Below are 25,911 nucleotides of genomic sequence, written 5' to 3'. Positions count from 1 at the left end.
GGAAGGATGCTCCCATGCACGGCTCGCTCGCACCGATCGCCTGGATCGTCGTCGGGTACGCCGTCATCGTCGCGCTCGCTGCCGGGCTCGGCCTGGCACTGCGTGCTCCCCGGCCGCGTTGGCTAGACCAGATGGCCTGGATCCTGGAGGTGCTGTGCGTCGTGCTCGGCCTGGGCGCGCTCGGCTCGCTGTTGCAGGGGCATCGGCCGGAGTCGATGTCGACCCACGTCGGCTACCTGGCTGCGCTGGTCTGCATCATGCCCGTGGCACTCGGCTCGATGCGCGAGGAGCGTGAGTCGTGGTCCTCGGGCGTGGTCGTGGTCGCGGCCCTGGCGACGGCCGTGGTCGCCGTACGGTTGATGATGACCCGGTGAGCACCGCCATGACGACGACCAGCAGCACCTTGCGCCCCAAACGCGGTCCGCACCTGGTCCTGATGGCGCTCTACGCGCTGTTCATCCTCGCTTCGGGCAGCCGGGCGGCGGTGCAGATCTCGACGAAGTTCCATGTCGCGCCGCTGGCCTACACCCTGTCCGCGGTCGCTGCCGTCACCTACATCGTCGGCTGGTTCGCGATCCGCCGCGCCGCGCACGGCAAGCCTCGGCTCGCAGAGGTGATGCTGTGGGTCGAGCTCGCCGGGGTCGTGGTGATCGGGACGCTGTCTCTGGTAAAGAAGGACTGGTTCCCGGACGCGTCGGTGTGGTCGGACTACGGCGGCGGCTACGGCTGGGTTCCGGCTGCGCTGCCGATCGCCGCGTTGCTGTGGCTGCATCGGACACACGAGAAGACTCCACCGAACCAAGGGGGCGCGGCATGAGCGTGCCGACGTCGAAGGCGGTGTCGCCGGACTCCGGGGAGCACTGGGCCGAGCCGGGCGCCTGGAAGGTCGCCGAGGGGATCCACCGGATCCCGCTGCCGCTGCCGATGGACGGCCTCAAGGCGGTCAACGTCTACGCCGTCGAGACGCCCTCGGGACTGACCCTGATGGACGGCGGTTGGGCGGTCCCCGAGGGCCGGGAGGCGCTGGAGAAGGGGCTGGCCCTGCTCGGCGCCGGCGTCGGAGACATCACCGACTTCCTGGTCACCCACGTCCATCGCGACCACTACTCGCTCGCGGCCGTCCTCGGGACGGAGGTCGGCGCGACGGTCAGGCTCGGCTCGGGTGAGCGGGCCACCCTGGAGCTCGTGCAGCGCGGCGAGGAGGGCGCGATGCTGCACAACCTGCAGGTCTCCGGCGCCCAGGCGCTGATCGAGAGGTGGGGCGACGTCGGTCGGCCGGTGCAGGACCCGAGCCACTGGCGCGATCCGGACATCTGGCTGGAGGGCGACACCACGATCACGGTGGGCGAGCGCTCGCTCGCGGCGATCCACACGCCCGGGCACACCCAGGGTCATTACGTGTACGCCGACCACGACGCCGGGCTGCTCTTCTCCGGCGACCACGTGCTGCCCACGATCACGCCGTCCATCGGCTTCGAGCCCGCCAGCACGGCCACGCCGCTGCGTGACTTCATGGCGTCCCTGACCCGGATGCGTGCGCTGCCCGACCTGCGACTGCTGCCCGCTCACGGCCCGGTGGCGCCGTCGGTGCATGCCCGCGTCGACGAGCTGCTCGAGCACCACGAGCATCGGCTCGCGCTCTCGCTGGAGGCCATCCGGGCCAACCCGTCCACCGCCTACCAGGTGGCCGGCGAGCTGCCCTGGACCCGCCACGAGCACCGGTTCGACACTCTCGACATGTTCAACGGTTCCCTGGCCGTGCTGGAGACGCTCGCGCACCTCGACGTAATCGTGGCGCGTGGGCTGGCGACCCGGACCACCGCTGCCGAGGGAGACCTCTTCAGCGCCGCGTGAGCCGCATCGGGGTGTGCGCGATGTCGTCCTCGACGAACTCCGGCCCATCGACGGCGAAGCCGAGGGTGGCATACCAGCCGGCCAGCGGTGACTGCGCGTCGAGCACCACATCCCTGCCAGCGGCCGCCTCGATCGCTGCCCGCATCAGCCGGTCCGCCAGCCCCTGGCCGCGGTGGGCCGGGTCGAGCACGACCCGGCCGATCCGCCAGTGCGAGCCGTCGTCGAGCACGCGCGCATAGCCCGCGAGGGTGTCGTCGTCGGTCAGCAGCAGCACGTGCGTCGTCCCGGGCTCGGTGTCGCGGCCGTCGAGGTCGGGATAGAGGCACGCCTGCTCCAGGACGAACACCCGTTGGCGAAGCTGCCAGGCGGCGTACGCGTGCCGGGGATCGAGGTCGGGGAACGGTACGGCGAGGACGAGCACGCCGGCCAGCGTGCCACACGCGTGCCACCGCCCTGTCTGGGAGATGGCTAAAGATTCGCCGCAAGGTGCCCGCTTCGCTATCCAGCGCGCGGTCCCTCGGCCACTATGGGGTCCATGACTGCGCTGGACGCGTCTCCTGGCGAGGCGCGGGGTGATCGGCTGGGGCAGCAGCGCGCCCGCAACCGCATCATCGACTACCTGGGGCTGGTCTCCTCCTTCGAGCAGCAGCTGGCCTTCGAGCTGGACGTTCCGATCGCCTATGTGCCCTATGAGGTGATCAACCAGTGGGAGGACCGCGTCGGCAACGACCTGTTCGCGAGTCTGGCCGCGCTGCCCGTCCTCGACGCCGCCGAGGGCGAGGCGCTGCAGATGTTCGAACCGGTCTGGGAACGCGCCGCCGAGCACCTGCCGCACGACTTCCCCCTGCTGGCCGACGTCCAGCTGCTGCCGATCTGGCGAAACCTCCGCGCGGCCGGTGAGGAAGCGCTTGCGGTGTTCCTGCGGCGCGGGCGGATGCCTGACGACCGCGAAGTGGCGTGGTGACCGTCGAGAGGTCAGTTTCTGCGGGTTGAGGGGTCAGTTTTCGCGCGTTGATTCGCCCACGTACGCCGAACACCGCCCGCCGAGCAACGTCCGCCGAGCTTGTCGAGGCGCTGCGGTTGGCGGGGGCCTTGAAGACAAACGAGAAGCGTGGGCCGGTACCAGCGTGGTCACGTGTCTTGGCTGGGTTGGGTGGGTTCGTATCGGTTGCGTCGGGCCACCACGCTTGTGATCGGGTACGGCGAGGATTTCGTGCGGCATGCCCTCAAAAGAGGGTTGTGCGGCCTCATCTGAGTTGATAGTGTTCGAATACGTGTTCGAAGCGATTCTCTCGGGTGGTGACCATGCATCAGATCCAGACCACAGTGGTCGCGATCGATGCTGCCCTGAGTGAGGCTGCGGATGCGAATCCGATCTTCCTCTCCACCACCGACAAAGCCGCCACCATCCTCGCCCTGCGCCGCCTCCGGGCCCGCCTCGAAGAGCTCGAACTCCGGGTCCTCGCCAGCGCTCAGGACGTGGCCGAGGAGATCGGTGCACGGGATGTGGCGTCTTGGCTGGTCGCCCAAGAGGTCGCCGACAGCCGGGCCGCGCACGCGGCGCTGGCCCTCGCGGGCGGCCTGGAGCAGCGGCCGGCGGTGCGGGCCGCCTTGGCCGACGGGCGGTTCAGTCTCGAGCATGCCCGGGTCATCCTCGACGGGCTCGCCGCGCTGCCCGAGGACCTACCGGCTGGTGTGATCGAACGCGCGGAGGCGCACCTGTGCGACCTCGCCACCCAGCACCGCCCCAAGGACCTCCGCCAGCTGGCGGCGCATCTGTTGGAGGTGGTCGCACCGGAGGTCGCGGAAGCCGCCGAGGCCGAAGCGATCCGCCGACTGGAAGATCAGGCGCAGGCGAAGGCGACCCTGACGATCAGTGACCACGGCAACGGCATGAGCCGGATCCACGCGATCATCCCCGAAGCCGTCGGCGAACGACTCCGCACGCTCCTGGAGGCCTTCGCCCAACCAAGGGTCGCCGCTCTGGAGGCCGACGGACGCGTCCGGCCACGCAACCGGCTCTTCGCCGACGCCTTCGCCCAGCTCCTCGAGTGCGTGGGCAGCGAGGGTCTCCCGGCTCACGGCGGGGACGCCACCGCCATCCTCGTGACCATCCCGCTGGACCAGCTGCGCAGCGACCTCGGCACCGCCACCCTCGGCAACACCCCCATCAGCGCAGGCGAGACCCGACGCCTGGCCTGCACCGCCGCGATCATCCCCACCGTCCTCGGCGGCCAATCCGAGCCCTTGGACCTCGGCCGAGCAAGACGCCTCTTCTCGCCAGCGCAACGCAAGGCCCTCAAGATCCGCGACCAGCACTGCCGCGCCGAGGGCTGCACCGTGCCCGCCACCTGGTGCGACGCCCACCACGAAAATCCCTGGAGCCGAGGCGGACCCACCGACCTCACCAACGCGGCCCTCCTCTGCGGCCACCACCACCACAAAGCCCACGACCCGACCTGCGAAACTATCAGACTCGCCACCGGCGACTACCGCTTCCGACGCAAGATCCAGACACCCCTCCACGGCCGCCGGTGAGCCCCTCCGCGGCGGCCGAGGAGCGGGCCCGGACCAGGTGCGTCGACCCGGTGGCCTACGCTTACCGCACACAGACAGGGGAGCCCGACAAGGGCTGAGAGTGCGACGGCAGAGTCGCAGACCCTCCGAACCTGCTCCGGCTAGCACCGGCGAAGGGAGTCAACAATGCGTATGCGCGCGCTCGCGACGGTGGGGACCGCCGTCCTACTTGCCACGACCGGCTGTTCGGTCTCGGCGAAGGAGGACAGCACCCCCGCCGGAACGCCGTCCAACCAGGCCAGCCAGAGCGGTGGTTCGACGGCGCCCAAGATCAGCGATGTCGTGCTGGTCACCCACGACTCGTGGAACCTGCCCAAGAAGCTCGTCGCCCAATGGGAGCAGCAGACCGGCTACCACCTCGTCGTGCGGGCCAGCGGCGACGCCGGCAAGCTCACCAACAAGCTGGTCCTCACCCAGGGGAACCCCGACGGCGACGTCTCCTTCGGCGTGGACAACACCTTCGCGACGCGGGCACTCAAGGCGGACGTGTTCGCGCCGTACACACCCTCGACGCTGCCGGCGGGCGTCAGCAGCTACGACGTCGCGGGCGACGACGGCCAGCACCTGACACCGGTCGACCACTCGGGGGTGTGCGTCAACGTCGACACCACCTGGTTCGCGTCGCACAAGATCCCGGCACCGCAGTCCCTCGACGACCTGCTGAAGCCGGCGTACAAGAACCTCTTCGTCACGCCGGGCGCGACCACGTCCTCGCCCGGCATGGCCTTCCTGCTCGCGACGATCGCGCAGTACGGCGATGGCTGGCAGGACTACTGGACCAAGCTGATGGCCAACGGCGCGCAGATCACCGACGGTTGGGACCAGGCCTACGAGGTGGAGTTCACCCAGGGTGGCGGCAACGGCAAGCGGCCGATCGTCCTCTCCTACGACTCCGACCCGGCCTTCACCGTCAAGGACGGCCAGACCTCCACCAAGGCGCTACTCGACACCTGCTTCAGCGAGGTCGAGTACGCCGGGGTGCTCAACGGCGCCAAGAACGTCCCCGGAGCTGAGGCATTCGTCGACTGGCTGCTCTCCCCGCAGGTGCAGGCCAAGCTCCCCGACTCGATGTACGTCTACCCGGTCGTCGCGGGCACGGCGCTGCCGGCCGAGTGGGCGAAGTTCGCGATCCAGTCGCCCAAGCCGCTGACGGTCAGCCCCACCGAGATCGACACCCACCGCGAGGAGTGGCTCCAGCAGTGGAGCGACGTCACCTCTCGCTGAGCCCCTCCGCGGGCCGCTACGCCACCCTGCTGGCGCTGGCCGCCGTGCCTGTCGCGGTGCTGGCGGTGTTCTTCGTGCTGCCGGTGATCGGCATGGTGGGCCGCGGGTTCAGGCCCGAGGGGCACTGGGACGTCGGCGGCGTGCTGGAGGTGCTGCGGCGACCGCGGGTGCACCGGGTGCTGTGGTTCACGCTGTGGAGCTCGACGGTCGCGACGGCCTTCACGCTGGCGCTCGGACTGCCCGCGGCGTACGTGCTGCATCGGCTGGCGCTGCCGCTGCGCGGCGTGGTGCGGGCGGCGCTGCTGGTGCCCTTCGTGCTGCCGACGGTGGTGGTCGGCGTCGCGTTCCGCGAGCTGCTGACGGGGCCGCTGAGCTGGCTGTCGATCGACGGTACGCCGACCGCGATCATCGCCGGACTCGTCTTCTTCAACGTCGCCGTGGTGATCCGTGCCGTGGGCGCGGCGTGGGAGGGGCTGGACGTGCGACCGGCCGAGGCCGCGGCGGCCCTGGGGGCAGGTCCCTTCACGGTCTTTCGCACCGTGACCCTGCCCGCGCTACGGCCCTCGATCGTCGGCGCGGCATCGGTGGTCTTCCTGTTCTGCGCGACGTCGTTCGGGGTGGTCCTTACCCTCGGCGGCCTGCGCTACGCCAGCGTCGAGACCGAGATCTATCTGCTCACCACCAACCTGCTGGACCTGCAGGGGGCGGCCGCGCTGTCGCTGCTGCAGCTGACGGTGGTCGTCACGCTCCTGGGCATCGGCGCCCGGCTCCGGCCGCAGCGCGCGAGCACGCAGCGAGCACCGAGTCGCCCGCGCCGTCCCCGGCTCGCGGACCTGCCGCAGCTGACGGTGACGGCGCTGCTGCTGATCTTCGTGGCCGCGCCGCTGGCCGCGCTCCTGGTCGGCAGCCTGCGGACGGAGGGCCACTGGACCCTGGCCAACTACCGTGCCCTGACCTCGACCGGATCCCACCAGGCGCTGCTCGAACCGGTGACCACCGCGCTCGACCTCTCGCTGCGGATCGCCGTCGACGCCACCTCGTTCGCGCTGGTGCTCGGCCTGCTGGTCGCCCTGTCGGTGTCCCGGCGGGGGACGGGCCACCGCGAGGGCCGTGCGGAGCGGCGCGTGCGCGGCACCCTCGACGCGTTCTTCATGCTGCCGCTCGGCGTCTCCGCGGTGACGCTCGGCTTCGGCTTCCTGGTCACCCTCGACCGGCCGCCTCTGGACCTGCGGGACTCGCCGTGGCTGGTGCCGATCGCACAGGCGCTGGTCGCGCTGCCGCTGGTGGTGCGGACGCTCGTTCCGGCGCTGGCCGGGATCGACGACCGCCAGCGGCAGGCGGCGGCATCGCTCGGTGCGGGGCCGCTGCGCCGGATGCTCGTGGTCGACGTACCCGTGCTCTGGCGGCCGCTGCTGGCCTCGGCCGGCTTCGCGTTCGCGGTCTCGCTGGGCGAGTTCGGGGCGACCAGCTTCCTGGCGCGCGACGAGAATGCCACCGTCCCCGTCGTCATCTACCGCCTCATCGGTCACCCCGGCTCAATGAACTACGGCATGGCGCTCGCCGCCTCCTGCGTCCTGGCCGCCACCACGGCTGTGGTGATGCTGATCGTGGAGCGGCTGCGCGTGCCCAGCCTGGGGGTGCTGTGACGCTCTCCCTGCGCGACGTCGCGGTCGCCTACGACGGCGTCGAGGCGATCCGAGAGGTCTCCCTGGATCTGCCCGACGGTCAGGTGCTGGCCGTGCTCGGCCCGTCCGGCTCGGGCAAGTCCACGCTGTTGCGCGCGATCGCCGGACTGGAGCCTGCGAAAGGCACCATCGCCTGGGACGGGCGCGACCTCGGCGGTGTGCCGACGCACAAGCGCGGCTTCGCGCTGATGTTCCAGGACGGCCAGCTCTTCGCCCACCTGAGCGTGGCCGCCAACGTCGCCTATCCGCTGAAGCTGCGCCGGACGCCGCGAGCCGAGCGGCAGCGCCGCGTCGCCGAGCTGCTCACCCTGGTCGGCCTGGAGGGCTACGACGGTCGGCTCCCCGGCACGCTGTCGGGCGGCGAGCGACAGCGCGTGGCGCTCGCCCGGGCGCTCGCCGTGGAACCGCGGCTGCTCCTGCTCGACGAACCGCTCTCCGCCCTCGACGCCGGACTGCGCGAGCGGCTGGCGGCCGACCTGCGCGCGATCCTCGTCGCCGCCGGCACCACGGCGCTGCTGGTCACCCACGACCAGGAGGAGGCGTACGCCGTCGCCGACCGGCTCGCGGTCGTCCGCGACGGGCACCTCGTGCAGGAGGGCCCCGTCGCCGAGGTGTGGCGCCAGCCGGCGGACGCCGCGACGGCGCTCTTCCTGGGTTACGCCCGGGTGCTGACCGGTGCCGCCGCAGCGGCGGTCTGCGCAGCCGCCGGTGTGGCGACGGACGGGCCCGTGGCCGTCGCCGTACGGCGCAGCGCGCTGGTCCTCGCCGAGGACGGGCCGCTGTCGGGCGTGGTGGTCTCGGCACGAGTGACCCCTGACCAGCTGCGGCTGGTGGTCGACGTCGAGGGCGTGGGCGAGGTGGACGCGGTCGCGGGAACGACCGCACATCCGGGGCCGGGGGAGCGGGTACGCCTTCGCGCCGAACAGGCCCGTCTCAGCATCGTTCCGTAAACTGCGGGCCATGTATCGCCGTGCTCAGCTCCTCCTCATCGGGACAGCTCTCCTGGTCGGCGTCGGAGCGATCGTGCTGGCGAGCTACAGCGGCCACCACCTGGTCGACCCCGACGGCAGCTTCCTCGGCCCCTCCTGGGCGCGGCTGCCGATCCTGCTCGGAGCGGCGATCGGCATCGACCTGATCCCGCGCACGCTGTGGCTCTCGCGGTTCAAGCCGAAGGCGATGCCGCACATCTTCCGGGAGCGGCTGCGCACGCACTGGACCCGCGATCGGCTGACGCTCGTGGGACTGGGCGTGGTCTGCTTCTACATCGTCTACGTCGGCTACCGGAACATGAAGTCGGCGCTGCCGTTCATCATCCACACGAAGTACGACCACGACCTCGAGCTGATCGACACCGCGATCCTGTTCGGCCACCACCCCGGCGCGGTGATGCAGAACATCTTCGGTGACGGGATCCTGGCCTACGGCTTCTCGTACGTCTACCTGTGGTTCCTGCCGCTGGTGCCGATCGCCGTCACGATCTGGATCGTCTGGTCGCGCAACCTGGCCTACGGCTACTGGTTCGTCGGCTCGCAGTGCATCGCCTGGACGCTGGGCACGATCTCCTACTACGCGCTGCCGACCGTCGGCCCGGGCATCGCCTACCCGTACATCTACCAGGGCGAGCCGGACACGCCGGCCGGGCAGTTGATGAACGCGCTCGTGCATGGGCGGCAGAACATCGTCTGGAGCGACGGCGTGGTCGATGCCGTGCAGTCGGTGGCCGGCTTCGCATCGCTGCACTGCGCCATCACGATGCTGACCGCGCTGATGGTCCAGCACACAGTCAACAACCGCTTCCTGCGGATCTTCTTCTGGTGCAACTTCGGTGTCACTGCGCTGGCGACGCTCTATTTCGGCTGGCACAGCCTCTCCGACGACGTTGCCGGCATCATGATCGCGTTGGTCTCCTTCTACGTCGGCGGGCTGGCTGCGGGGCACAAGTTCGAGCGCAAGGGCACGCGCGACCTGGAGGCTGAGGGCGCGAAGATCCACGCGAAGGAAGCGCTCGCGCGAGGTTGATTCCGGTCTCTGTCCGGGTTGAGTCGGGACTTTGTCCGGGTTGAGTCGGGCTTCCGTCCGGGGCGAGTCGGGTCATCATGCGGCTGAGCGCCTGCTGGGGTGCCACCCGGCGCCCGCCGGGCACCGGCGAGGCAGGCCTACCGCCGCGCCACGGCTCCTTCGTCGCCGGCGCGTCGTCCGGCAGCGCCTCGACGCCGCCCGCCGTTCGCCGCCCGCCGTTCGCCGCGCGTCGCCTCGACCGTGCGTGTCTGCCGGTGGGTCACGCGGCCGCATCCCTGCCCGCTCGGAGCCGCCGGGGGCCGAATGACACCCGTGTAGTTCGGGAATCACATTGATGTGATTGTCAATCCGACACGCCGATGGTTCCTGTGAAAGTTGGGGTTTTTGTTGCTCGTGTGACTGATGAGGCACTACGGTCATGCATCGTGCCTACCTCGAAGCGGACCCTCGGAACTGCGGCCGTGCTGTCGCTCGGTCTGGCTTCGGCCTGCCTGATGGCGACCTCGGCCCTGGCGGAGCCGCAGCAGCCGGTCCCGAGCAAGCAGGATGTGGCGCAGGCCCAGCAGGCGGTGACCAGCAAGCGCGGCGAGGTCGGGCAGATCCGCGCCGAGCTCGCCAGCGCCAACGTTCGCCTCCAGCAGGCCGGCGACACCGCCGAGATCGCCGCGGAGGCCTACAACGGTGCTCAGTGGGCGGCAGACCAGGCCCGCAAGGCCGCCGACCAGGCCCGCACCGCTGCCAAGCAGGCCCAGGCCGCGCAGCAGACGCAGCGCAAGGCCTACGCGCAGAGCGTCGTGGGCAACTACCAGGCCGCCCCCGAGCTGACCTCGCTGGCCGGCATGGCCAAGGCCGATGGCATCGACCAGATCCAGCAGCAGACCCAGGCGATGCATACCTCGCAGGACGCCCTCAACGCTCAGTACGGGCGGCTCCAGGCGGCGGCTTCGCTGGCCAAGGTCACCGCGGCGCAGGCCACCGACACCGAGACCAAGGCGACGTCGGCCGAGGCCGACGCCAAGCAGAAGCGGGACGCGGCCGCGGCCGCTGCGCAGCAGGCGCAGAACGAGGCGGCCGGGATCGCCGTACAGAAGACGAAGCTGATCAAGCAGCTCGCTCGGCTCAAGCACGTCAGCGTGGCGATCGCGGCCAAGCGGCAGGCGGCGCTCGAGGAGCGGGCCGAGGAGCGCGCCGCCGCGGCCGCCGCCGCGAAGGCGGCCGCCGAGGCGGCTGCGAAGCAGGCAGCTGCGGAGGCAGCAACCAAGGCCGCTCAACAGCGGGCCGCGCAGAAGGGCGCGCAGACCGGCGCCCTGCCGAGCGGTTCGTCGAGCAATTCATCGAGCGGCTCGTCGAGCGCCTCGGATGACCTCGCGCCCACCAGGGCCCCCTCCACCAGCTCGGCCGGCGTCGCCTCGGCGCTCGCGTTCGCCCGGGCGCAGATCGGCGAGCCGTACGTGTGGGGTGCCGCCGGTCCGAGCAGCTGGGACTGCTCCGGCCTGGTCATGCGGGCCTGGGCGCAGGGCGGGATCGACCTGCCGCACTACTCGGTGGCTCAGTACGAGGAGTCCACGCCGATCAGCTTCGGCGACCTGCGGCCGGGCGACCTGGTCTTCTGGGGCACCACGGACAGCCCGAGCTCGATCCACCACGTCGCGCTCTACGCGGGCAACGGCATGATCATCCAGGCGCCGCACACCGGCGCGAACGTCGACGAGGTCTCGATGTACTCCTGGACGGCGCCCAACTTCTTCGCCCGCCCGTAGCCCTCGACGGGGGTTCACGCTGCCAGGTCGCGGGATACCTTCGGGGGCATGACCACCGATGCCGTGACCTCGGATCTGGCTGCCGTCCTCGACGGCCGCGACGCCTCCGTCCGCCAGCAGGTCCGCAACCAGCTGGTCCCGCACGCGGGCCTGCTGCAGGAAGCCGACGAGCTGCCCCGAGAGGCCTACCGCGAGCGGGTCCGTGACCTGCTGCTGGAGATGACCCGATCCGGTCTCACCGGGCTCGGCTTCCCCAAGGAGTACGGCGGAGGAGCGGACGTCGGCGCCTCCATCGCGGCCTTCGAGACCCTGGCGCTGGGCGACCTGTCGGTGCTGGTGAAGTCAGGCGTGCAGTTCGGCCTCTTCGGCGGGGCGATCCTGCAGCTGGGCACGGAGCGGCACCACGACGCCTACCTCGCCGACGTGGTCGCCGGCCGGCTGCTCGGCTGCTTCGCGATGACCGAGCACGGGCACGGTTCCAACGTCGCCGAGCTCGGCACCACCGCCACCTATGACGCCGAGACCGACGAGCTGGTGGTGACCACCAACGCTCCGGACGCCTACAAGGACTACATCGGCAATGCCGCCAGGCACGGCGAGCTGGCAGTGGTCTTCGCCAACCTGGTCGTCGCCGAGGAGCGGCACGGCGTGCACGCGGTGCTCGTTCCGATCCGGGTCGACGGCCAGCCGGCTCCCGGCGTACGGATCGAGGACGACGGCCCGAAGATGGGTCTCAACGGCGTCGACAACGGCCGGCTCTGGTTCGACGGCGTGCGGGTGCCGCGCGGCAACCTCCTCAACCGGTTCGCCGACATCACCGACGACGGCCGCTACGAGAGCTCGATCGAGAACCCCAACCGCCGCTTCTTCACCATGCTCGGCACCCTGGTGCAGGGCCGGGTCAGCGTCGGTGGCGCGGCGCTCAGCGCGGCCAAGTCCGCGCTGACGATCGCCACCAGGTACGCCGATCGCCGCCGCCAGTTCGGGACAGGTGACGCCGAGGAGATGCTGCTGCTCGACTACGGCCAGCACCAGCGGCGGCTGATCCCGCTGATCGCCCGCACCTACGCGCTGAACTTCGCCCAGGAGGTGCTGCGCGAGCAATTGCACCAGGTCTTCAGCACGCCTGCCGAGGAGGTCGAGACCCAGGCCCGGCGGGAGCTGGAGTCGCGAGCCGCCGGGACCAAGGCGCTGGCGACCTGGCACGCCACCCGCGCCATCGAGGAGTGTCGTGAGGCGTGTGGCGGCGCCGGTTACCTGGCCGCCAACCGGTTCGCTGCTCTGAAGGCCGACACGGACGTGTTCACCACCTTCGAGGGCGACAACACGGTGCTGCTGCAGCTGGTCGCCAAGGGTCTGCTGACCGACTACGCGAGCGAGTTCGAGGACCTCGACCAGTTCGGCACGGTCCGTTTCGTGACCGCGATGGCCGTCGACACCGTCCTGGAGCGGACCGCCGCGCACAAGCTGCTGGAGCGGGTCCGCGACCTGCTGCCGGGCGGTGACGCCTGGGACCAGGAGGCCGAGCTGCGCGACCCTGAGTACCACCTGGCGATGCTGCGCTTCCGCGAGGAGCACATGCTCGGCGGTGTGGCCCGGCGGCTCAAGCGCGGCGTCGACGCGGGCGGTGATCCGGGCGAGGTCTTCTCCGCGGTGCAGGACCACGTCATCGCGTCGGCTCGGGCGCACGTGGAGCGGCTGGTACTCGAGGCGTTCGTCGCCAAGCTGGACGCGCTGCCCGAGGGCGATGCCAAGGACCTGCTGACGCGGGTGTGCACGCTGCACGCACTGAGCGAGATCGAGAGCGACAGGGCGTGGTTCCTCGAGCACGGCAGGCTGAGCGTCGCGCGGTCGAAGGCGATCTCGCGCGAGGTCGGCGCGCTGTGTCGCGAGCTGCGCGGCTCAGCCGTCACGTTGGTAGACGCATTCGGGGTGCCGCGCGAGCTGCTCCGCGCCGAGGAGCTGATCGGCTGATGAGCGACACCGAACCCGTCACCACCAGGTACGTCGACCTCGGGCCCGACCGCGACGAGACCGGCCTGCTGGTCGTGCTGCCGGGGCGCGGCTACCACCCGGACAAGCCGTTGCTGGCGGTCGCCACCCAGCTCGCCGTCGACCAGGGTTGGCGGGTGCGCCAGGTGTGGTGGCAGGCGCCCGACGCGGCGGATGTCGACTGGGCGGGCGCGGAGCTGGCGGCGGCGGTCGGCGACCACGACGGGCCGGTGCGGCTGCTGGCCAAGTCGCTGGGCAGCCTGGCGGCGCCCGAGGCCGCGCGGGCGGCGTACCCGTCCTGCTGGCTGACACCGCTGCTCGGCCGCGACGACGTCGCCGAGGGGATCGCGAGCAACGACGCGCGCCAGCTCCTCGTCGGCGGTACGGCGGACGAGGCCTGGGACTCCGCGATCGCGCAGCGGCTCGCGGGTCAGGGAGCCGAGGTGCTGGAGCTGCCCGGCGCGGATCACTCGCTGAACGTCACGGGTAGGAACGCGACCGCCACCGCCCACGCGGAGTTCATCCGGGTCTTCGGACGCTGGCTGGGCGAAATGGAATGACCCCCAGGGGTCACAACCGCACCTCACCGGGCAATGCTTTGCCCATCAACGTGCGGAACTGACCCCCAGGGGTCACAACCGCAGCTGCAGCCGCAGCAGGCTCAGTACCCCGCGGACTTCGCCCGCTCGTAGGAGGCCTCGATCTCCTTGATCGCCAGGTCACGGCCGACCCAGTCCGAGCCCTTGACGGACTTTCCCGGCTCGAGGTCCTTGTAGCGCTCGAAGAAGTGCTTGATCTCGTCGAGGTCCCACTTGGCGACGTCGTCGATGTCCTGGATGTCGTCGAAGCGGGGGTCGTTGGGGACGCAGAGGACCTTCTCGTCCTGGCCCTTCTCGTCCTCCATCACGTACATGGCGACGGGTCGGCACTCGACCACCACGCCGGGGTAGACCGGGAACGGCAGCAGCACGAGAGCGTCGAGCGGGTCGCCGTCGCCACCGAGGGTTTCCTCGATGTAGCCGTAGTCGGTCGGGTAGACCATCGAGGTGAACAGCACGCGGTCGAGGCGGATCTTGCCGCTCTCGTGGTCGACCTCGTACTTGTTGCGCGACCCCTTCGGGATCTCGATGAGGACGTCGAACGTCAGCGTCATGGGGGCCTCCACAGGTGTTGTGTCGCGTCATTCTCCACCACAATGGCGCTCGCATCCGCATCAGCCCTGGTTCCTGGCACGATCAGGCCCAGGTTCCCAGGAGGTCTCCAGTGTCACGTTCGGGCCAGCGCCGAAGGCTCCCGCGGATCGGTTCGATCGCGCTCATGGTGCTCTTGCTGGCCGTCGGCGGGGCGACGTGGAGCCTCGGCTGGGTCGATCACTGGCGGGGCCACGACCGGGTCGCGGCCACGCCGGCGCCGCAGCCGCTGAGCGTCGATCCGCCGTCGGTCGACCCGGCGAGTCCCGTCGCCGAGCCGGCCAGCGGCACGCTCGCACCGGGCAAGGTACGCCGCGTCCTGCGGCACGGCCTGACCGATGCGCTCGGCAACCACGTCCTCGCGGCGGTGGCGAACACGTCGGGCGCTGCCGTCGCGACCGAGGGCGCCGGCGTCGCCGTACCTGCCTCGACCAACAAGCTGCTCACCGCCGCCACCGTGCTGGCGCTGGACGGCCCCGAGAAGCGGTTCGCCACCCAGGTCGTCTCCGGCGGCGGACGCAGGGTCGTGCTGGTCGGCGGCGGGGACCCGCTGCTGGCCGCCAAGCCCGACAGCGGCTACCCGAGGGGCGCCGACCTGACCACGCTCGCCCAGCAGACCGCGACCGCGCTGAAGCAGCGGGGCACCCACCGCGTCCGGGTCCAGTACGACGCCGGCCTCTTCACCGGCCCGGCCGTCAACCCCTCCTGGCCGAAGAGCTACATCACCGAGGGGGTGGTCTCGCCGATCACTGCGCTGTGGGCCGACGAGGGCCGCACCGACGGCGGGAACGGCCGCGTCGCCGATCCTGCCGCGGATGCCGCCGAGACCTTCGCCCACGCTCTCGCCGCCGCTGGGATCACCGTCATCGGCTCGCCCGCCGCGGCGCCCGCGCCCGGCGGCGCGACGGCGCTGGCCCAGGTGCAGAGCCCGCCGCTGCGCGAGATCGTCGACCACGTGCTGGAGACCAGTGACAACGAGGGCGCCGAGGTCCTCGCCCACCAGGCAGGCATCGCAGCGGGTACCGGCGGCAGCTTCGCCGGCGGCGTCCAGGCGGTGGAGACCACCTTGGCCAAGCTCGGCGTCTCCACCACGGGCCTGGTGCTGCACGACGGCAGCGGTCTGTCCCGCGACGACCGGCTCTCGGCCACCACCCTGATCCAGGTGTTGCAGAAGGCGACCAGCGAGACCAGCTTGGCGCCGATCGTGAGCGCCCTGCCGGTCGCCGCCTTCAGCGGCTCCCTCCTCGAGCGGTACGACGACCACGCCGACGCGGGGCGCGGCGTGGTCCGGGCCAAGACCGGCACGCTCACCGGTGTCGACGCGCTCGCGGGGTACACCCAGGACGCCGAGGGCAGCCCGGTGGTGTTCGTGGTGCTGGCCGACGACGTCGACATACCGGACACGATCAAGGCGCGTGATGCGCTCGACGCCCTCGCGAGTGCGCTGACGACTTGCCGCTGCGGATAGGTTCGGGGCATGACGGTAGCGGGGGACGGCGCGGGTGCGGGCGAGGACAACGGCGCCCAGCAGATCGTGGACTGGGACTTCGCCGTGCGCATCGGCTCCGGCATCGCCGGGGAGGGGCCCCAGGTCAGCCGGGCCGAGGGTGCGGCGGTCGTCGCCGAGCTGCGCGCCGACGCCGGTCGCGCGACCGGCCTGGTCAAGGAGTTCACCGGCCTGGACGCGCCCGCTGACACCGCGCCGGTGCTGGTGGTGGATCGCGCGGGCTGGGTGCAGGCGAACGCCGATGCGTTCTCCCATGTGATCGCGCCGGTCATCGACAAGCTGGTCGACAAGCGACCGATGAGCAGCATCGCCCGCAGTGTGGGAGCGAAGGTCACCGGTGCCGAGGTGGGCGGCCTGCTGGGCTTCTTGTCCGGCAAGGTGCTGGGTCAGTTCGACCCGTTCCACGAGCCGTACGGCCGGTTGCTGCTGGTGGCGCCCAACATCGTGCACGTCGAGCGCGAGCTCGGCGTCGACCCGACCGACTTCCGGCTCTGGGTGTGCCTGCACGAGGAGACCCACCGGGTGCAGTTCACGGCCAACCCGTGGTTGCGCGACCACCTCTTCGACGAGGTCAAGGCCCTCGCCGACACGATGGACGTGCAGAGCATGCTCGGCGACGGCCTCTCGCGCGCCATCGAGGCGATCAAGGGCAACGGCAACCTGCTCGAGGCCGTGTCGTCGCCCGAGCAGCGCGAGATCATGGACCGGGTGACCGGTGTGATGTCGCTGCTGGAGGGCCATGCCGACGTGGTCATGGACGACGTCGGGCCGACCGTGATCCCCAGCGTGGCGACCATCCGTGCGGCCTTCGACAAGCGCCGCAAGGGCATCGGCACGCTCGACCGGGTGCTGCGACGGCTGCTCGGCCTGGAGCAGAAGATGGCCCAGTACCGCGACGGTGCCGTCTTCGTCCGCACCGTCGTGGACAAGGTCGGCATGGAGCAGTTCAACGCGGTCTTCACCGGTCCCGAGACCCTGCCCTCCAAGGACGAGATCCACCACCCCGAGCGGTGGATCGCCAGGGTGCTGTGACGGTGCCGGCTGCATGGACGGCGCGGTGAGCCTGCCTGCGCCCGTCGCGGCCGTACGTCGTGGCGTGCGGGACGCCCTTCCGATCCTCGCCGCCGGTGACGGTCGGACCTGGTCGCCGCACATCGCCCCCGAAGGCGGTGCCGTGCTGGTCGCATGCTCGGGCGGTGCCGACTCCTTGGCGCTGCTCTCCGCGACGATCTTCGAGCTGCGTCGCAGCGATGCCCGGGTGATCGGCGTCGTCGTCGACCACGGCCTCCAGGACGGTTCCGCCGAGCACACCTCCCGGGTCGTCGCTCAGATGGCAGCGATGGGCGCCCACGAGACCGCATCGATCCGCGTCAGCGTCGACTCGACCGCGATCGGCGTCGAGGCGGGTGCCCGCGAGGCCCGGTACGCCGCCCTCGCTCAGCTCGCCACCCACTTCGGTGCCCGCAGCGTGTTGCTCGGGCACACCCGCGACGACCAGGCCGAGACGGTGCTGCTCGGGCTCGCGCGGGGGAGCGGTGGCCGCTCGATCGCCGGCATGCGGCACAGCTTCAACCGGGGCAGCGTGGTCTTCCTGCGCCCGCTGCTGGACGTGACACGGGAGCAGACCGAGGCGACGTGCCGGCACGAGGGCATCGACTTCTGGGTCGATCCGCACAACGCCGACCCGCGCTTCCTGCGGGCGCGCGTACGGCACGACGTGCTGCCGGTGCTGGAGCGCGAGCTCGGGCCGGGGGTCGCCGCCACCCTCGCCCGCACTGCGGAGCAGCTGCGCCCCGACATGGAGTTCCTCGACGACTTCGCCGTACGACTCTTCGGCGAGGCGCGTGAGGTGATCGACGACGAGCCGACCGGGGGGCTCGGCGTTCGCGTGCGGATCGACGTCGTCGAGCCGATGGGGTGGTCGATGCGGACGCGGGTGGCGCGCCTGGCGGCGCTCGAGGCCGGCTGTCCGGGCGACGAGCTCTTCGCCGTGCACATCAACGCGGTGGCCGACCTGCTGCTCAGCGGCGCCGGCCGGCGTCAGATCCAGCTGCCGGGACACATCACCGCCTACCAGGACACCAGCGTGCTCGCGTTTCGGCGTACTGGCGAAGGGCCCTCAGCCACCGCCGGTTAGTGTTGCGGCCATGGACTCCGCGCACGTCGGCGACGACCTCGTCAAGGTGCTCTTCACCGAGGAGCAGATCCACGCCAGGCTCAAGGAGATGGCGGCCCAGATCGACCAGGACTACGCGGGCAAGGACCTGCTCATCGTCGGCATCCTCAAGGGTGCGGTGATGGTGATGGCCGACCTGGCGCGATCCTTCAGCCGGGACGTCGAGATGGACTGGATGGCTGTCTCGTCCTACGGCTCGGGCACCCAGTCCAGCGGTGTGGTGCGGATCCTCAAGGACCTCGACACCGACATCTCCGGTCGGCACGTGCTGATCGTCGACGAGATCATCGACACCGGGCTGACCCTGTCCTGGCTGACCTCCAACCTGGCGTCGCGCAACCCCGCCTCCGTCGAGATCGCGACCCTGCTGCGCAAGCCCGAGGCCCAGCAGATGCCGGTCGAGGTGAAGTACGTCGGCTGGGACATCCCGAACGAGTTCGTCGTCGGCTACGGCCTCGACTTCCGCGAGCGCTATCGCAACCTGCGCGACATCGGCACGCTCGCCCCGCACGTCTACTCCTGAGCATCACTTTCCTGGAGTTTTCCTTGGTAGGGGACAATGAGACCGACGAGGGCGGCACGAATCGCCCCTTCGACTCGTTGTAGTCCTCGTCAACTCCGTAGTCCGCGTCCGAGAGAAGCCTTGTGAAGCGCATAGCCAAGAGCCCGTGGCTCTGGATCATCGTCGCCGTGGTGGGTGTGCTGCTCGCCCTGCAGTACCTCGCGCCGCATGGCGGCGGGGACGAGATCTCCACCTCCCAGATGGTCAAGTACATCGACCACGGCGACGTCAAGGACGTCACCTTCGTCGACGGCGACCAGCAGATCCGCGCCACCCTCAACGACGGCGTGCGGAGCTCCGGGGACAAGGTCTCCACGCACTGGGTGGACGGTGCCCAGGAGGCGCTGATCAGCAAGGTCCAGCAGCAGGTCGACGACGGCAAGATCGACGAGTACAACTCGCAGGTCGCCCAGCCGAGCCTGATCGGCTCGATCTTCAGCTTCCTGCTGCCCTTCATCTTCATCGTGCTGCTGTTCCTGTTCTTGATGAACCAGGTCCAAGGCGGCGGCGGTCGTGGCGTGATGCAGTTCGCCAAGTCGAAGGCGAAGCTGATCACCAAGGACATGCCGAAGACGACGTTCGCCGACGTCGCCGGCGTGGACGAGGCGGTCGAGGAGCTCCAGGAGATCAAGGAGTTCCTCCAGGAGCCGGCGAAGTTCCAGGCCGTCGGCGCCAAGATCCCCAAGGGCGTCCTCCTCTACGGCCAGCCCGGTACCGGCAAGACGCTGCTCGCCCGAGCCGTCGCCGGCGAGGCGGGCGTCCCGTTCTACTCCATCTCCGGCTCCGACTTCGTCGAGATGTTCGTCGGCGTGGGTGCCTCGCGTGTGCGTGACCTGTTCGAGCAGGCCAAGGAGAACGCGCCGGCCATCGTCTTCATCGACGAGATCGACGCCGTCGGTCGCCACCGCGGCGCCGGCATGGGCGGCGGTCACGACGAGCGCGAGCAGACCCTGAACCAGCTCCTGGTCGAGATGGACGGCTTCGACGTGCGCGGCGGCGTCATCCTGATCGCCGCCACCAACCGTCCCGACGTGCTCGACCCGGCGCTGCTGCGGCCAGGCCGCTTCGACCGGCAGGTGCAGGTCGATGCTCCCGACCTCACCGGCCGCTTCCAGATCCTGCAGGTGCACTCGCGGGGCAAGCCGCTGGCCTCGGACATCGACCTGATGGCCGTCGCTCGGCGTACGCCCGGCTTCTCGGGTGCTGACCTGGCCAACGTGCTCAACGAGGCCGCGCTGCTGACGGCCCGTAGCAGTCAGAAGCTGATCACCAACCACAACCTCGACGAGGCGATCGACCGGGTCGTGGCGGGCCCGCAGAAGCGGACCCGCGTGATGAGTGACCACGAGAAGCTCATCACCGCCTACCACGAGGGCGGCCACGCCCTGGTCGCCGCGGCGCTGCCGCACAACGACCCGGTGCACAAGATCACGATCCTGCCGCGCGGCCGTGCGCTGGGCTACACGATGGTCATGCCCGACGAGGACAAGTACAGCCAGACCCGCAGTGAGATGCTGGACAAGCTGGCCTACATGCTCGGCGGCCGTGCCGCGGAGGAGATGATCTTCCACGACCCGACCACGGGTGCCGGCAACGACATCGAGAAGGCCACCAACCTGGCCCGTGCGATGGTCACCCAGTTCGGCATGACCGAGCGGCTCGGTGCGATCAAGCTCGGCGACTCCAACTCCGAGCCGTTCCTCGGCCGCGACATCGGCCACTCGCGCAACTACTCCGAGGACGTCGCGGCCGTGGTCGACGAGGAGACCAAGAAGCTGCTCGCCAACGCCCACCAGGAGGCGTTCGACATCCTCGAGGAGAACCGCGACGTGCTGGACGCGCTGGTGCTCGAGCTGCTCGACAAGGAGACGCTGAACAAGCAGGAGATCGCCACGATCTTCGAGCCGCTGCGTCGGCGTCCCCAGCGTCCCGCCTGGACCGGCTCCCCGACCCGGAAGCCGTCGTCGGTCCCTGCCGTGGAGATCCCGCAGGAGATCCGTGACCGAGCGGCCAACGGCCGGGCGGTCAACGCGGCGCCGAACGGCGACGGTGGCGCGGTGCTGACCCCTCCGGGAGCTGGCGGCGACGTGCACGGCGACCCTGGCGTCACCCCGCCGGCTGGCGGTAACCAGCCGCCGCTGGCGTGACGCGCGGCGTGTTCGACCAGGCCCGAGCCGAGGCGGCAGTTCGCGAACTGCTGCACGCCATCGGTGAGGACCCGGATCGAGAGGGCCTGCTGGACACCCCGGCGCGGGTCGCGAGGGCGTACGCCGAGCTCACCGTGGGGCTGCAGCAGCAGCCCGAGGACGTGCTGACGACGACCTTCGACATCGGGCACGACGAGCTGGTGCTGGTGCGTGACATCGAGCTCTGGTCGATGTGCGAGCACCACCTGGTGCCCTTCACGGGCGTCGCCCACGTCGGCTACATCCCGGCCGACACGGGGAAGATCACCGGGCTGTCCAAGCTGGCCCGGCTGGTCGACGTCTACGCCAAGCGTCCGCAGGTGCAGGAACGGCTGACCACCCAGGTCGCCGATGCCCTGATGGAGATCCTCGAGGCTCGCGGCGTGATCGTGGTGATCGAGGCCGAGCACCTGTGCATGACGATGCGCGGCGTACGCAAGGCGGGGGCTCGCACCATCACCTCCGCCGTGCGCGGCAGCATGCGCACCGATCCCTCCACCCGCGCCGAAGCGATGGCACTGATCAACCGACCGGTGCGCTAAGAGTCCTTCAACGCCCTGCGCCCTGGTTGCCGAGCAGCCAGGGCGCAGGTCATTTCGGGCCCAGGGAGGCCCAGGGGCTTCAGTAGGCGAACTGCCGCACCAAGGTGTCCAGCTCGATCGCCAGGCCGGCGAGCGAGGTCGCGGCTTCCGCGGTACCGGCGGCACCGGACTGGGCGGCGGCCGCCGAAGCGGCAGCAGAGGCGGTATCCGAGGCGATGCCGTTGGTGCCGGTGGCGGCCTCGGTGACCGAGCGGGAGATCTCGCTGGTGGTGGCGCTCTGCTCCTCGACAGCGGCGGCGATGGTCACCTGGATCTCATAGATCGAGTTGATCACCTCGCCGACCTCGCTGATGGCGGTGGCCGCACCCGCGCTGTCGCGCTGGATCGCCTCGATCAGGCGCCCGATCTCGTCGGTGGCCTTGGCGGTCTCCCCGGCGAGCTCCTTGACCTCGTTCGCGACCACGGCGAAGCCCTTGCCGGCCTCGCCCGCCCGGGCGGCCTCGATGGTGGCGTTGAGGGCGAGCAGGTTGGTCTGCTGGGCGATCGACGTGATCACCTTGATGACCTGGCCGATCTCCGCCGAGGAGCTGCCGAGGGCCTCGATGGTGCCGCTGGCCGAGCGCGCCCGCTCGACGGCGTTGGACGCGACCGAGGAGGCCTGGGTGGCGTTGCGGGCGATCTCGGAGATGCTGGCGCTCATCTGCTCGGCAGCGCTGGCGACGGTGTGGACGTTGCCGGAGACCTGACCGGCGGCCGAGGAAACGCTGCCGACCAGGGCCGCGGCGTCGTCGACGCTGCGCCCCATCTCGCCGCTGACGGCGTTGAGCTCCTCCGACGCGCTCGCCACCGACGCCGCGGTCTGGCCGATCCGGGTCATGCTGGCCCGCAGCGAGGAGACGAGCGCTCGGACCGAGTCGGCCATCTGGCCCACGTTGTCCTCGCCGGCCAGGGCCAGCTCCTGGGTCAGGTCGCCCCGAGCGACTGTCGCGAGGTAGTCCCGGACGACCTCGACGCGCTCCGCCGTCGTGGCGGCGGCCTCGGCGGCCTCGCGGGCCCGGGCTGCGTCGGCCTCGGCGGCCGATCGCTGCCGGGCGTGCTCAGCGTCGAGCTGCTCACGCTCCACGCGGGCACGCTCCTCGGCGACCTGGCGCTCGCGCTCCTGCTCCCGGGCAGCCTGGGCCTGCTCCGCCTCGATCCGCTCCCGCTCCAGCCGTGCCTCGCGCTCAGCGTTCTCGCGCTCCAGCCGGGCACGCTCCTCGGAGGCCCGACGGTCGGCCTCGGTACGGGCCAGCCGCTCGGCCTCCGCCTCACGGGCCGCTGCGTCGCCGGCGTCGAGAGCCTCGATGACCTGGTCGACGGCGACCGAGATGCTGCCGACCTCGTCCTGCAACGAGTGCTCCACCCGCTTGCTACGGTCGCCCGCGGCGATCGCCTGCAGCGAGTCCACCACCCGGCGCAGCGGGAAGACGATGGACCGGATCACCACGAAGGCGGCGCCGATGAACAGCAGCAGGCCGATCACCGAGACGATCGAGACGATCAGTCGCAGCGAGGAGACGGCATCCTGGATGTCGAGGACCTGCTGGTCGACGATCGCGTCGATGGCGTCGTCGGAGGTGTTGAACAGTACGTCGACGGCAGCCCCGGCAGCGCCGTTGGCCTTGTTGTCGATGCTGGCCGTGGTGGCCCCGTCGTTCTGCAGCGCGGCGGCGTGGATGTCGGCGAGGTAGGAGTGGTATGCCGTCGTCGCCTTCACCATCTTGTCCAGATAGTCACGCGACTGCGCGTTCGGGTGCAGCGCGAGCGCGTCCTGATACTTCTGCAGCGCCGTCTGGTAGTGGCTCTCGGCCGTCTGGTAGAGCGCGTTCGTCGCCTGGTCGGGAGCGTGCCCGATGACGGCACCGACGTACTCGCCGGTGAAGGTGCGCTGCAGCAGCCACTCCTCGTAGCCCGCGTTGAGCTTGCTGGACACCTGCGCCGTGGTGCGGTTGGCATGGGTCAGCGTGACCACCTGTGCCACCTTGAGCGCGCCGACGACGGTCACGATCAGGAGGGCGACCACGCCGATCCCCACCATCGCGATCAGCCGTTGGCGGATGGTCACCCGCTTGTAGAACGGGGCCCGGCGGGCGCCCTGCGGGCCGTCGGAGGGCACGAGGTCCGGGGTCTGCTCGACGGCTTGCCGCGGCGCGGGCACCGCTACCTCGGTGGGTACGGCGGAGGATTCGTACAGCGCAGTCACAGCGCTTCGATCGGCGCATCTGTGACGAAACTTACGCGAATGTTCGCTCAGGCGGACGCGCGCCGAAGAGCCGCTCGCGGAGCGAACGCGTCCCCGGTTCCTCGCGGTGAGGAGGAGCAAAGCGAACTCCGGTAGGTTCGGGGCGTGTTCGCGCCGATCGGGCGTCCCCGGGTGATGGGGATCGTCAACGTCACCCCCGACTCCTTCAGCGACGGTGGCCGCTTCCTCGCGACCGACGACGCGGTGTCGCACGGCCACGAGCTCCTCGCCGACGGCGCCGACATCCTCGACATCGGCGGCGAGTCGACCCGACCCGGGGCAACCCGGCCGCTGGTCGGTGACGAGCTGGCGCGGGTCATCCCGGTCATCGAGGAGCTGGTCGGTGCGGGCGCGGTGATCTCGGTGGACACCATGCGCGCCGAGGTTGCCGAAGCCGCGGTGGCCGCGGGAGCCCGGATCGTCAACGACGTCTCCGGCGGCCTCGCCGACCCGCGCATCCTCGAGGTGGTCGCCGATTCCGAGGCCGCCTACGTGGCCATGCACTGGCGGGCGCACGGCGCCACCATGCAGCGCTTCACCGAGTACGCCGACGGCGTCGTCGCGTCCGTCCGTGCAGAGCTGGAGGCCCGCCTCGACGCGGGCCTGGCGGCCGGCATCCCCGAGGGGCGCATCGTTCTGGACCCGGGGCTCGGCTTCTCCAAGACGGCGGACCAGAACTGGGAGCTGCTGCGCGGGCTGGACCGGGTCGCCGACCTCGGTCGACCGATCCTGGTCGGGGCCAGCCGCAAGGCGTTCCTGGGCCTGCTGCTGGCCGACGGCGACGGACGGCCGAGACCGGTCGGCGAGCGGGAGAGCGCGCATGCCGCGATCACCGTTCACCTGGCCCGGGCAGGGGTGTGGTGCACGCGGGTGCACGACGTACGAGCGACCCGCGACGTCCTCGCGGCGGCGCAGCGACTGGACGATCTGGAGAGGCGGGACCAGCAGTGACCGATGAGCTGGCGATCACGGGCATCGAGTGCTTCGGCCATCACGGCGTCTTCGAGTTCGAGCGGCGCGAGGGTCAGGTGTTCCTCATCGACCTCACGCTCGGGCTGGACACCGCCCCGGCGGCGGCCTCGGACGACTTGCAAGACACCGTGGACTACGGGAGTCTCGTTGCGCAGGTCAAAGCACAGGTGGAGCGCGACCCGGTCGACCTGATCGAGACCCTCGCCCAGCGGATCGCGGACGTCTGCCTCTTGGATGCCCGTGTTGAATGGGTGCGTGTCACGGTCCACAAGCCGGACGCTCCTATCGACGCGACGTTCTCGGACGTCGCGCTGACGATCACCAGAAGGGCAGATGCGTGACCGAGGTACCCAACCCCCACATCGTCGACGCCGACACCCTGACCGGCGAGATGCGTCCGATCCGACGGATCGTGCTCTCCATCGGCTCCAACCTCGGCGACCGGCTGGCCAACCTCCAAGGTGCCGTCGCCGCACTGGTCGACACCCCGGACGTGTGGGTCACCGCTGTCTCGCCCGTCTACGAGACCGACCCGGTCGACAGCCCCGATGACGCCGAGGAGTTCCTCAATGCCGTCGTGCTGGCCGACACCACGCTCTCGGCCGTCCGTGTCCTGGATCGCGCGCTGGCCATCGAGGACGCCTATGCCCGCGAGCGCTCCGATGTCACGAACGCACCGCGCACCCTCGACGTGGACGTGATCCTCGTGGGTGACCGGATCAGCGAGGACCCGGCCCTGATGCTGCCCCACCCGCGGGCGCACGAGCGCGCCTTCGTGCTGCGGCCATGGGTCGACATCGAGCCGGGTGCCGAACTCCCCGGCCACGGCCCCATCACCGCCCTGCTGGAGAAGACCGGCGAGGTCGGCGTCGCGCGTCGCGACGACCTGGTCCTCGAGGTCGAGTGAGCGAGCCCCGGGAGCGGCTCCGGCCGATCTCGGGCGGGGCCCTCACCGGCTGGGCTGTCGTCGGCCTGGTCTGCGGGTGGCTGCTGCACCGGGTCTCCGAGTCCTGGCGAGGTACCGCGCCGGTGGTCACCTGGCTGCAACCGCTGGCGCTGCTGCTCGTGGCCCTCATCGTCGCCGGGACGGCCTGGGCCACCTGGCGCTCGGTGCAGGGCCGGAGCCGGCCGCTGGAGCCGCATCGGGCGGTCAACCGGCTCGTTCTCGGCCGCGCCTGCGCCCTTGTCGGGGCGCTGCTCGCGGGCGGGTACGCCGGCTACGCGGTGAGCTGGCTCGGCATGGCCGAAGATCCGCTCGCGGGGCAGCGCGTGCTGCGCTCGGCGATCGCAGCCGTGCTCGGGGTGGCGATCTGTGTCGGAGGTGTTCTGCTCGAGCGCGCGTGTCGGGTCCGCGACGACGACGCAGGCGCGTAACGTGAAGTCC

At 70.6% G+C, this 25,911-nt stretch carries 25 protein-coding genes and 1 riboswitch; of the genes, 22 read left to right on the top strand and 3 right to left on the bottom strand.

Translation table 11 applies throughout. The features are described from left to right. Positions 1-14 precede the first annotated feature (14 nt). The 3 genes from H036_RS0102725 to H036_RS0102715 are packed head-to-tail and all read left to right on the top strand — an operon-like array spanning position 15 to position 1,854. On the top strand, positions 15-374 hold the full coding sequence (locus tag H036_RS0102725; protein ID WP_017933238.1) for a hypothetical protein: 360 nt from the start codon (positions 15-17) through the stop codon (positions 372-374). Further along, positions 371-817: a hypothetical protein gene (locus tag H036_RS0102720; RefSeq protein ID WP_017933237.1), complete on the top strand. Its 447-nt coding sequence runs from the start codon at positions 371-373 to the stop codon at positions 815-817. Before H036_RS0102725 ends, H036_RS0102720 begins: the two co-directional genes overlap by 4 nt. Then, on the top strand, positions 814-1,854 hold the full coding sequence (locus H036_RS0102715) for an MBL fold metallo-hydrolase (RefSeq protein ID WP_017933236.1): 1,041 nt from the start codon (positions 814-816) through the stop codon (positions 1,852-1,854). Before H036_RS0102720 ends, H036_RS0102715 begins: the two co-directional genes overlap by 4 nt. On the opposite strand, the gene H036_RS0102710 is transcribed toward H036_RS0102715, so the two are convergent. Beyond that, positions 1,841-2,275 (bottom strand): GNAT family N-acetyltransferase, encoded by a 435-nt coding sequence (locus H036_RS0102710; protein ID WP_017933235.1) that lies wholly within the window; start codon positions 2,273-2,275, stop codon positions 1,841-1,843. The two genes, H036_RS0102715 and H036_RS0102710, sit on opposite strands and share 14 nt — an antisense overlap. Positions 2,276-2,389: 114 nt before the next feature. On the opposite strand from H036_RS0102710, the gene H036_RS0102705 reads away from it, so the two are divergent. The 9 genes from H036_RS0102705 to H036_RS21625 all read left to right on the top strand — a co-directional run bounded on the left by H036_RS0102705 (position 2,390) and on the right by H036_RS21625 (position 13,671). Further along, complete coding sequence (locus H036_RS0102705; RefSeq protein WP_017933234.1) at positions 2,390-2,818, top strand: hypothetical protein; 429 nt, start codon at positions 2,390-2,392, stop codon at positions 2,816-2,818. A gap of 341 nt (positions 2,819-3,159) precedes the next feature. Continuing rightward, on the top strand, positions 3,160-4,392 hold the full coding sequence (locus tag H036_RS24175) for an HNH endonuclease signature motif containing protein (protein WP_232421784.1): 1,233 nt from the start codon (positions 3,160-3,162) through the stop codon (positions 4,390-4,392). 66 nt (positions 4,393-4,458) lie between these two features. Beyond that, positions 4,459-4,567: riboswitch (TPP riboswitch) on the top strand. Next, positions 4,558-5,655 (top strand): thiamine ABC transporter substrate-binding protein, encoded by a 1,098-nt coding sequence (locus H036_RS0102695; RefSeq protein WP_026145732.1) that lies wholly within the window; start codon positions 4,558-4,560, stop codon positions 5,653-5,655. (Overlaps the previous riboswitch by 10 nt.) Next, positions 5,631-7,301, top strand: a complete 1,671-nt coding sequence (locus H036_RS0102690) for an ABC transporter permease (protein ID WP_017933231.1) — start codon at positions 5,631-5,633, stop codon at positions 7,299-7,301. Before H036_RS0102695 ends, H036_RS0102690 begins: the two co-directional genes overlap by 25 nt. Beyond that, entirely contained in the window at positions 7,298-8,290 is a 993-nt protein-coding gene (locus H036_RS0102685) for an ABC transporter ATP-binding protein (protein ID WP_017933230.1), read from the top strand. The genes H036_RS0102690 and H036_RS0102685 overlap by 4 nt, the downstream gene beginning before the upstream one ends. Positions 8,291-8,300: 10 nt before the next feature. Then, on the top strand, positions 8,301-9,359 hold the full coding sequence (locus H036_RS0102680; protein ID WP_017933229.1) for a phosphatase PAP2 family protein: 1,059 nt from the start codon (positions 8,301-8,303) through the stop codon (positions 9,357-9,359). 425 nt (positions 9,360-9,784) lie between these two features. Then, positions 9,785-11,119 (top strand): C40 family peptidase, encoded by a 1,335-nt coding sequence (locus H036_RS0102675; protein WP_157416949.1) that lies wholly within the window; start codon positions 9,785-9,787, stop codon positions 11,117-11,119. Positions 11,120-11,167: 48 nt separating this feature from the next. Beyond that, positions 11,168-13,093, top strand: a complete 1,926-nt coding sequence (locus H036_RS0102670) for an acyl-CoA dehydrogenase family protein (RefSeq protein ID WP_017933227.1) — start codon at positions 11,168-11,170, stop codon at positions 13,091-13,093. Continuing rightward, positions 13,093-13,671: a hypothetical protein gene (locus H036_RS21625; RefSeq protein ID WP_017933226.1), complete on the top strand. Its 579-nt coding sequence runs from the start codon at positions 13,093-13,095 to the stop codon at positions 13,669-13,671. The genes H036_RS0102670 and H036_RS21625 overlap by 1 nt, the downstream gene beginning before the upstream one ends. Positions 13,672-13,772: 101 nt before the next feature. Here the strand turns inward: H036_RS21625 and H036_RS0102660 are convergent, their stop codons facing one another. Continuing rightward, positions 13,773-14,264, bottom strand: coding sequence for an inorganic diphosphatase (locus H036_RS0102660; RefSeq protein WP_017933225.1), 492 nt, complete (start codon positions 14,262-14,264; stop codon positions 13,773-13,775). Positions 14,265-14,428: 164 nt separating this feature from the next. Between H036_RS0102660 and dacB the strand changes: the two genes are divergently transcribed. The 6 genes from dacB (at position 14,429) to folE (ending at position 21,274) form a co-directional block, all read left to right on the top strand. Next, positions 14,429-15,769: a D-alanyl-D-alanine carboxypeptidase/D-alanyl-D-alanine endopeptidase gene (dacB, locus tag H036_RS21620; protein ID WP_017933224.1), complete on the top strand. Its 1,341-nt coding sequence runs from the start codon at positions 14,429-14,431 to the stop codon at positions 15,767-15,769. Positions 15,770-15,778: 9 nt separating this feature from the next. Next, positions 15,779-16,840 carry a zinc-dependent metalloprotease gene (locus H036_RS0102650; RefSeq protein ID WP_017933223.1) on the top strand — a complete coding sequence of 354 codons (1,062 nt, stop codon included), beginning with the start codon at positions 15,779-15,781 and terminating at the stop codon, positions 16,838-16,840. Positions 16,841-16,865: 25 nt separating this feature from the next. Beyond that, a complete protein-coding gene (gene tilS, locus H036_RS0102645) occupies positions 16,866-17,945 on the top strand; it encodes a tRNA lysidine(34) synthetase TilS (protein ID WP_157416948.1) in 1,080 nt (359 codons plus the stop codon). A 10-nt stretch (positions 17,946-17,955) separates the two neighbouring features. Beyond that, positions 17,956-18,507: a hypoxanthine phosphoribosyltransferase gene (gene hpt, locus H036_RS0102640; RefSeq protein WP_017933221.1), complete on the top strand. Its 552-nt coding sequence runs from the start codon at positions 17,956-17,958 to the stop codon at positions 18,505-18,507. Positions 18,508-18,629: 122 nt separating this feature from the next. Then, complete coding sequence (gene ftsH, locus H036_RS0102635) at positions 18,630-20,693, top strand: ATP-dependent zinc metalloprotease FtsH (RefSeq protein WP_017933220.1); 2,064 nt, start codon at positions 18,630-18,632, stop codon at positions 20,691-20,693. Next, the gene (gene folE / locus H036_RS0102630; protein WP_017933219.1) at positions 20,690-21,274 is read left to right on the top strand and encodes a GTP cyclohydrolase I FolE; all 585 of its coding nucleotides are present in this window, start codon (positions 20,690-20,692) and stop codon (positions 21,272-21,274) included. The genes ftsH and folE overlap by 4 nt, the downstream gene beginning before the upstream one ends. A 79-nt stretch (positions 21,275-21,353) precedes the next feature. On the opposite strand, the gene H036_RS24170 is transcribed toward folE, so the two are convergent. After that, a complete protein-coding gene (locus tag H036_RS24170) occupies positions 21,354-23,516 on the bottom strand; it encodes a methyl-accepting chemotaxis protein (RefSeq protein WP_017933218.1) in 2,163 nt (720 codons plus the stop codon). Positions 23,517-23,660: 144 nt separating this feature from the next. Here H036_RS24170 and folP point away from each other — a divergent pair, with 144 nt between their 5' ends. Genes folP through H036_RS0102605 form a run of 4 tightly spaced genes read left to right on the top strand, consistent with a single transcriptional unit; the run spans position 23,661 to position 25,901 of the window. Then, positions 23,661-24,506, top strand: a complete 846-nt coding sequence (folP, locus tag H036_RS0102620; protein ID WP_017933217.1) for a dihydropteroate synthase — start codon at positions 23,661-23,663, stop codon at positions 24,504-24,506. Beyond that, positions 24,503-24,868, top strand: coding sequence for a dihydroneopterin aldolase (gene folB, locus H036_RS0102615; protein ID WP_017933216.1), 366 nt, complete (start codon positions 24,503-24,505; stop codon positions 24,866-24,868). Before folP ends, folB begins: the two co-directional genes overlap by 4 nt. After that, positions 24,865-25,434: a 2-amino-4-hydroxy-6-hydroxymethyldihydropteridine diphosphokinase gene (gene folK, locus H036_RS0102610; RefSeq protein ID WP_017933215.1), complete on the top strand. Its 570-nt coding sequence runs from the start codon at positions 24,865-24,867 to the stop codon at positions 25,432-25,434. Before folB ends, folK begins: the two co-directional genes overlap by 4 nt. Then, positions 25,431-25,901 (top strand): DUF3180 domain-containing protein, encoded by a 471-nt coding sequence (locus tag H036_RS0102605; protein ID WP_017933214.1) that lies wholly within the window; start codon positions 25,431-25,433, stop codon positions 25,899-25,901. The genes folK and H036_RS0102605 overlap by 4 nt, the downstream gene beginning before the upstream one ends. Positions 25,902-25,911 lie beyond the last annotated feature (10 nt).

It is taken from the genome of Nocardioides sp. Iso805N, assembly GCF_000364605.1.
In the GTDB taxonomy this organism is placed as follows: Bacteria; Actinomycetota; Actinomycetes; order Propionibacteriales; family Nocardioidaceae; genus Nocardioides.
This window is presented reverse-complemented; position numbering and strand designations above follow the sequence as displayed.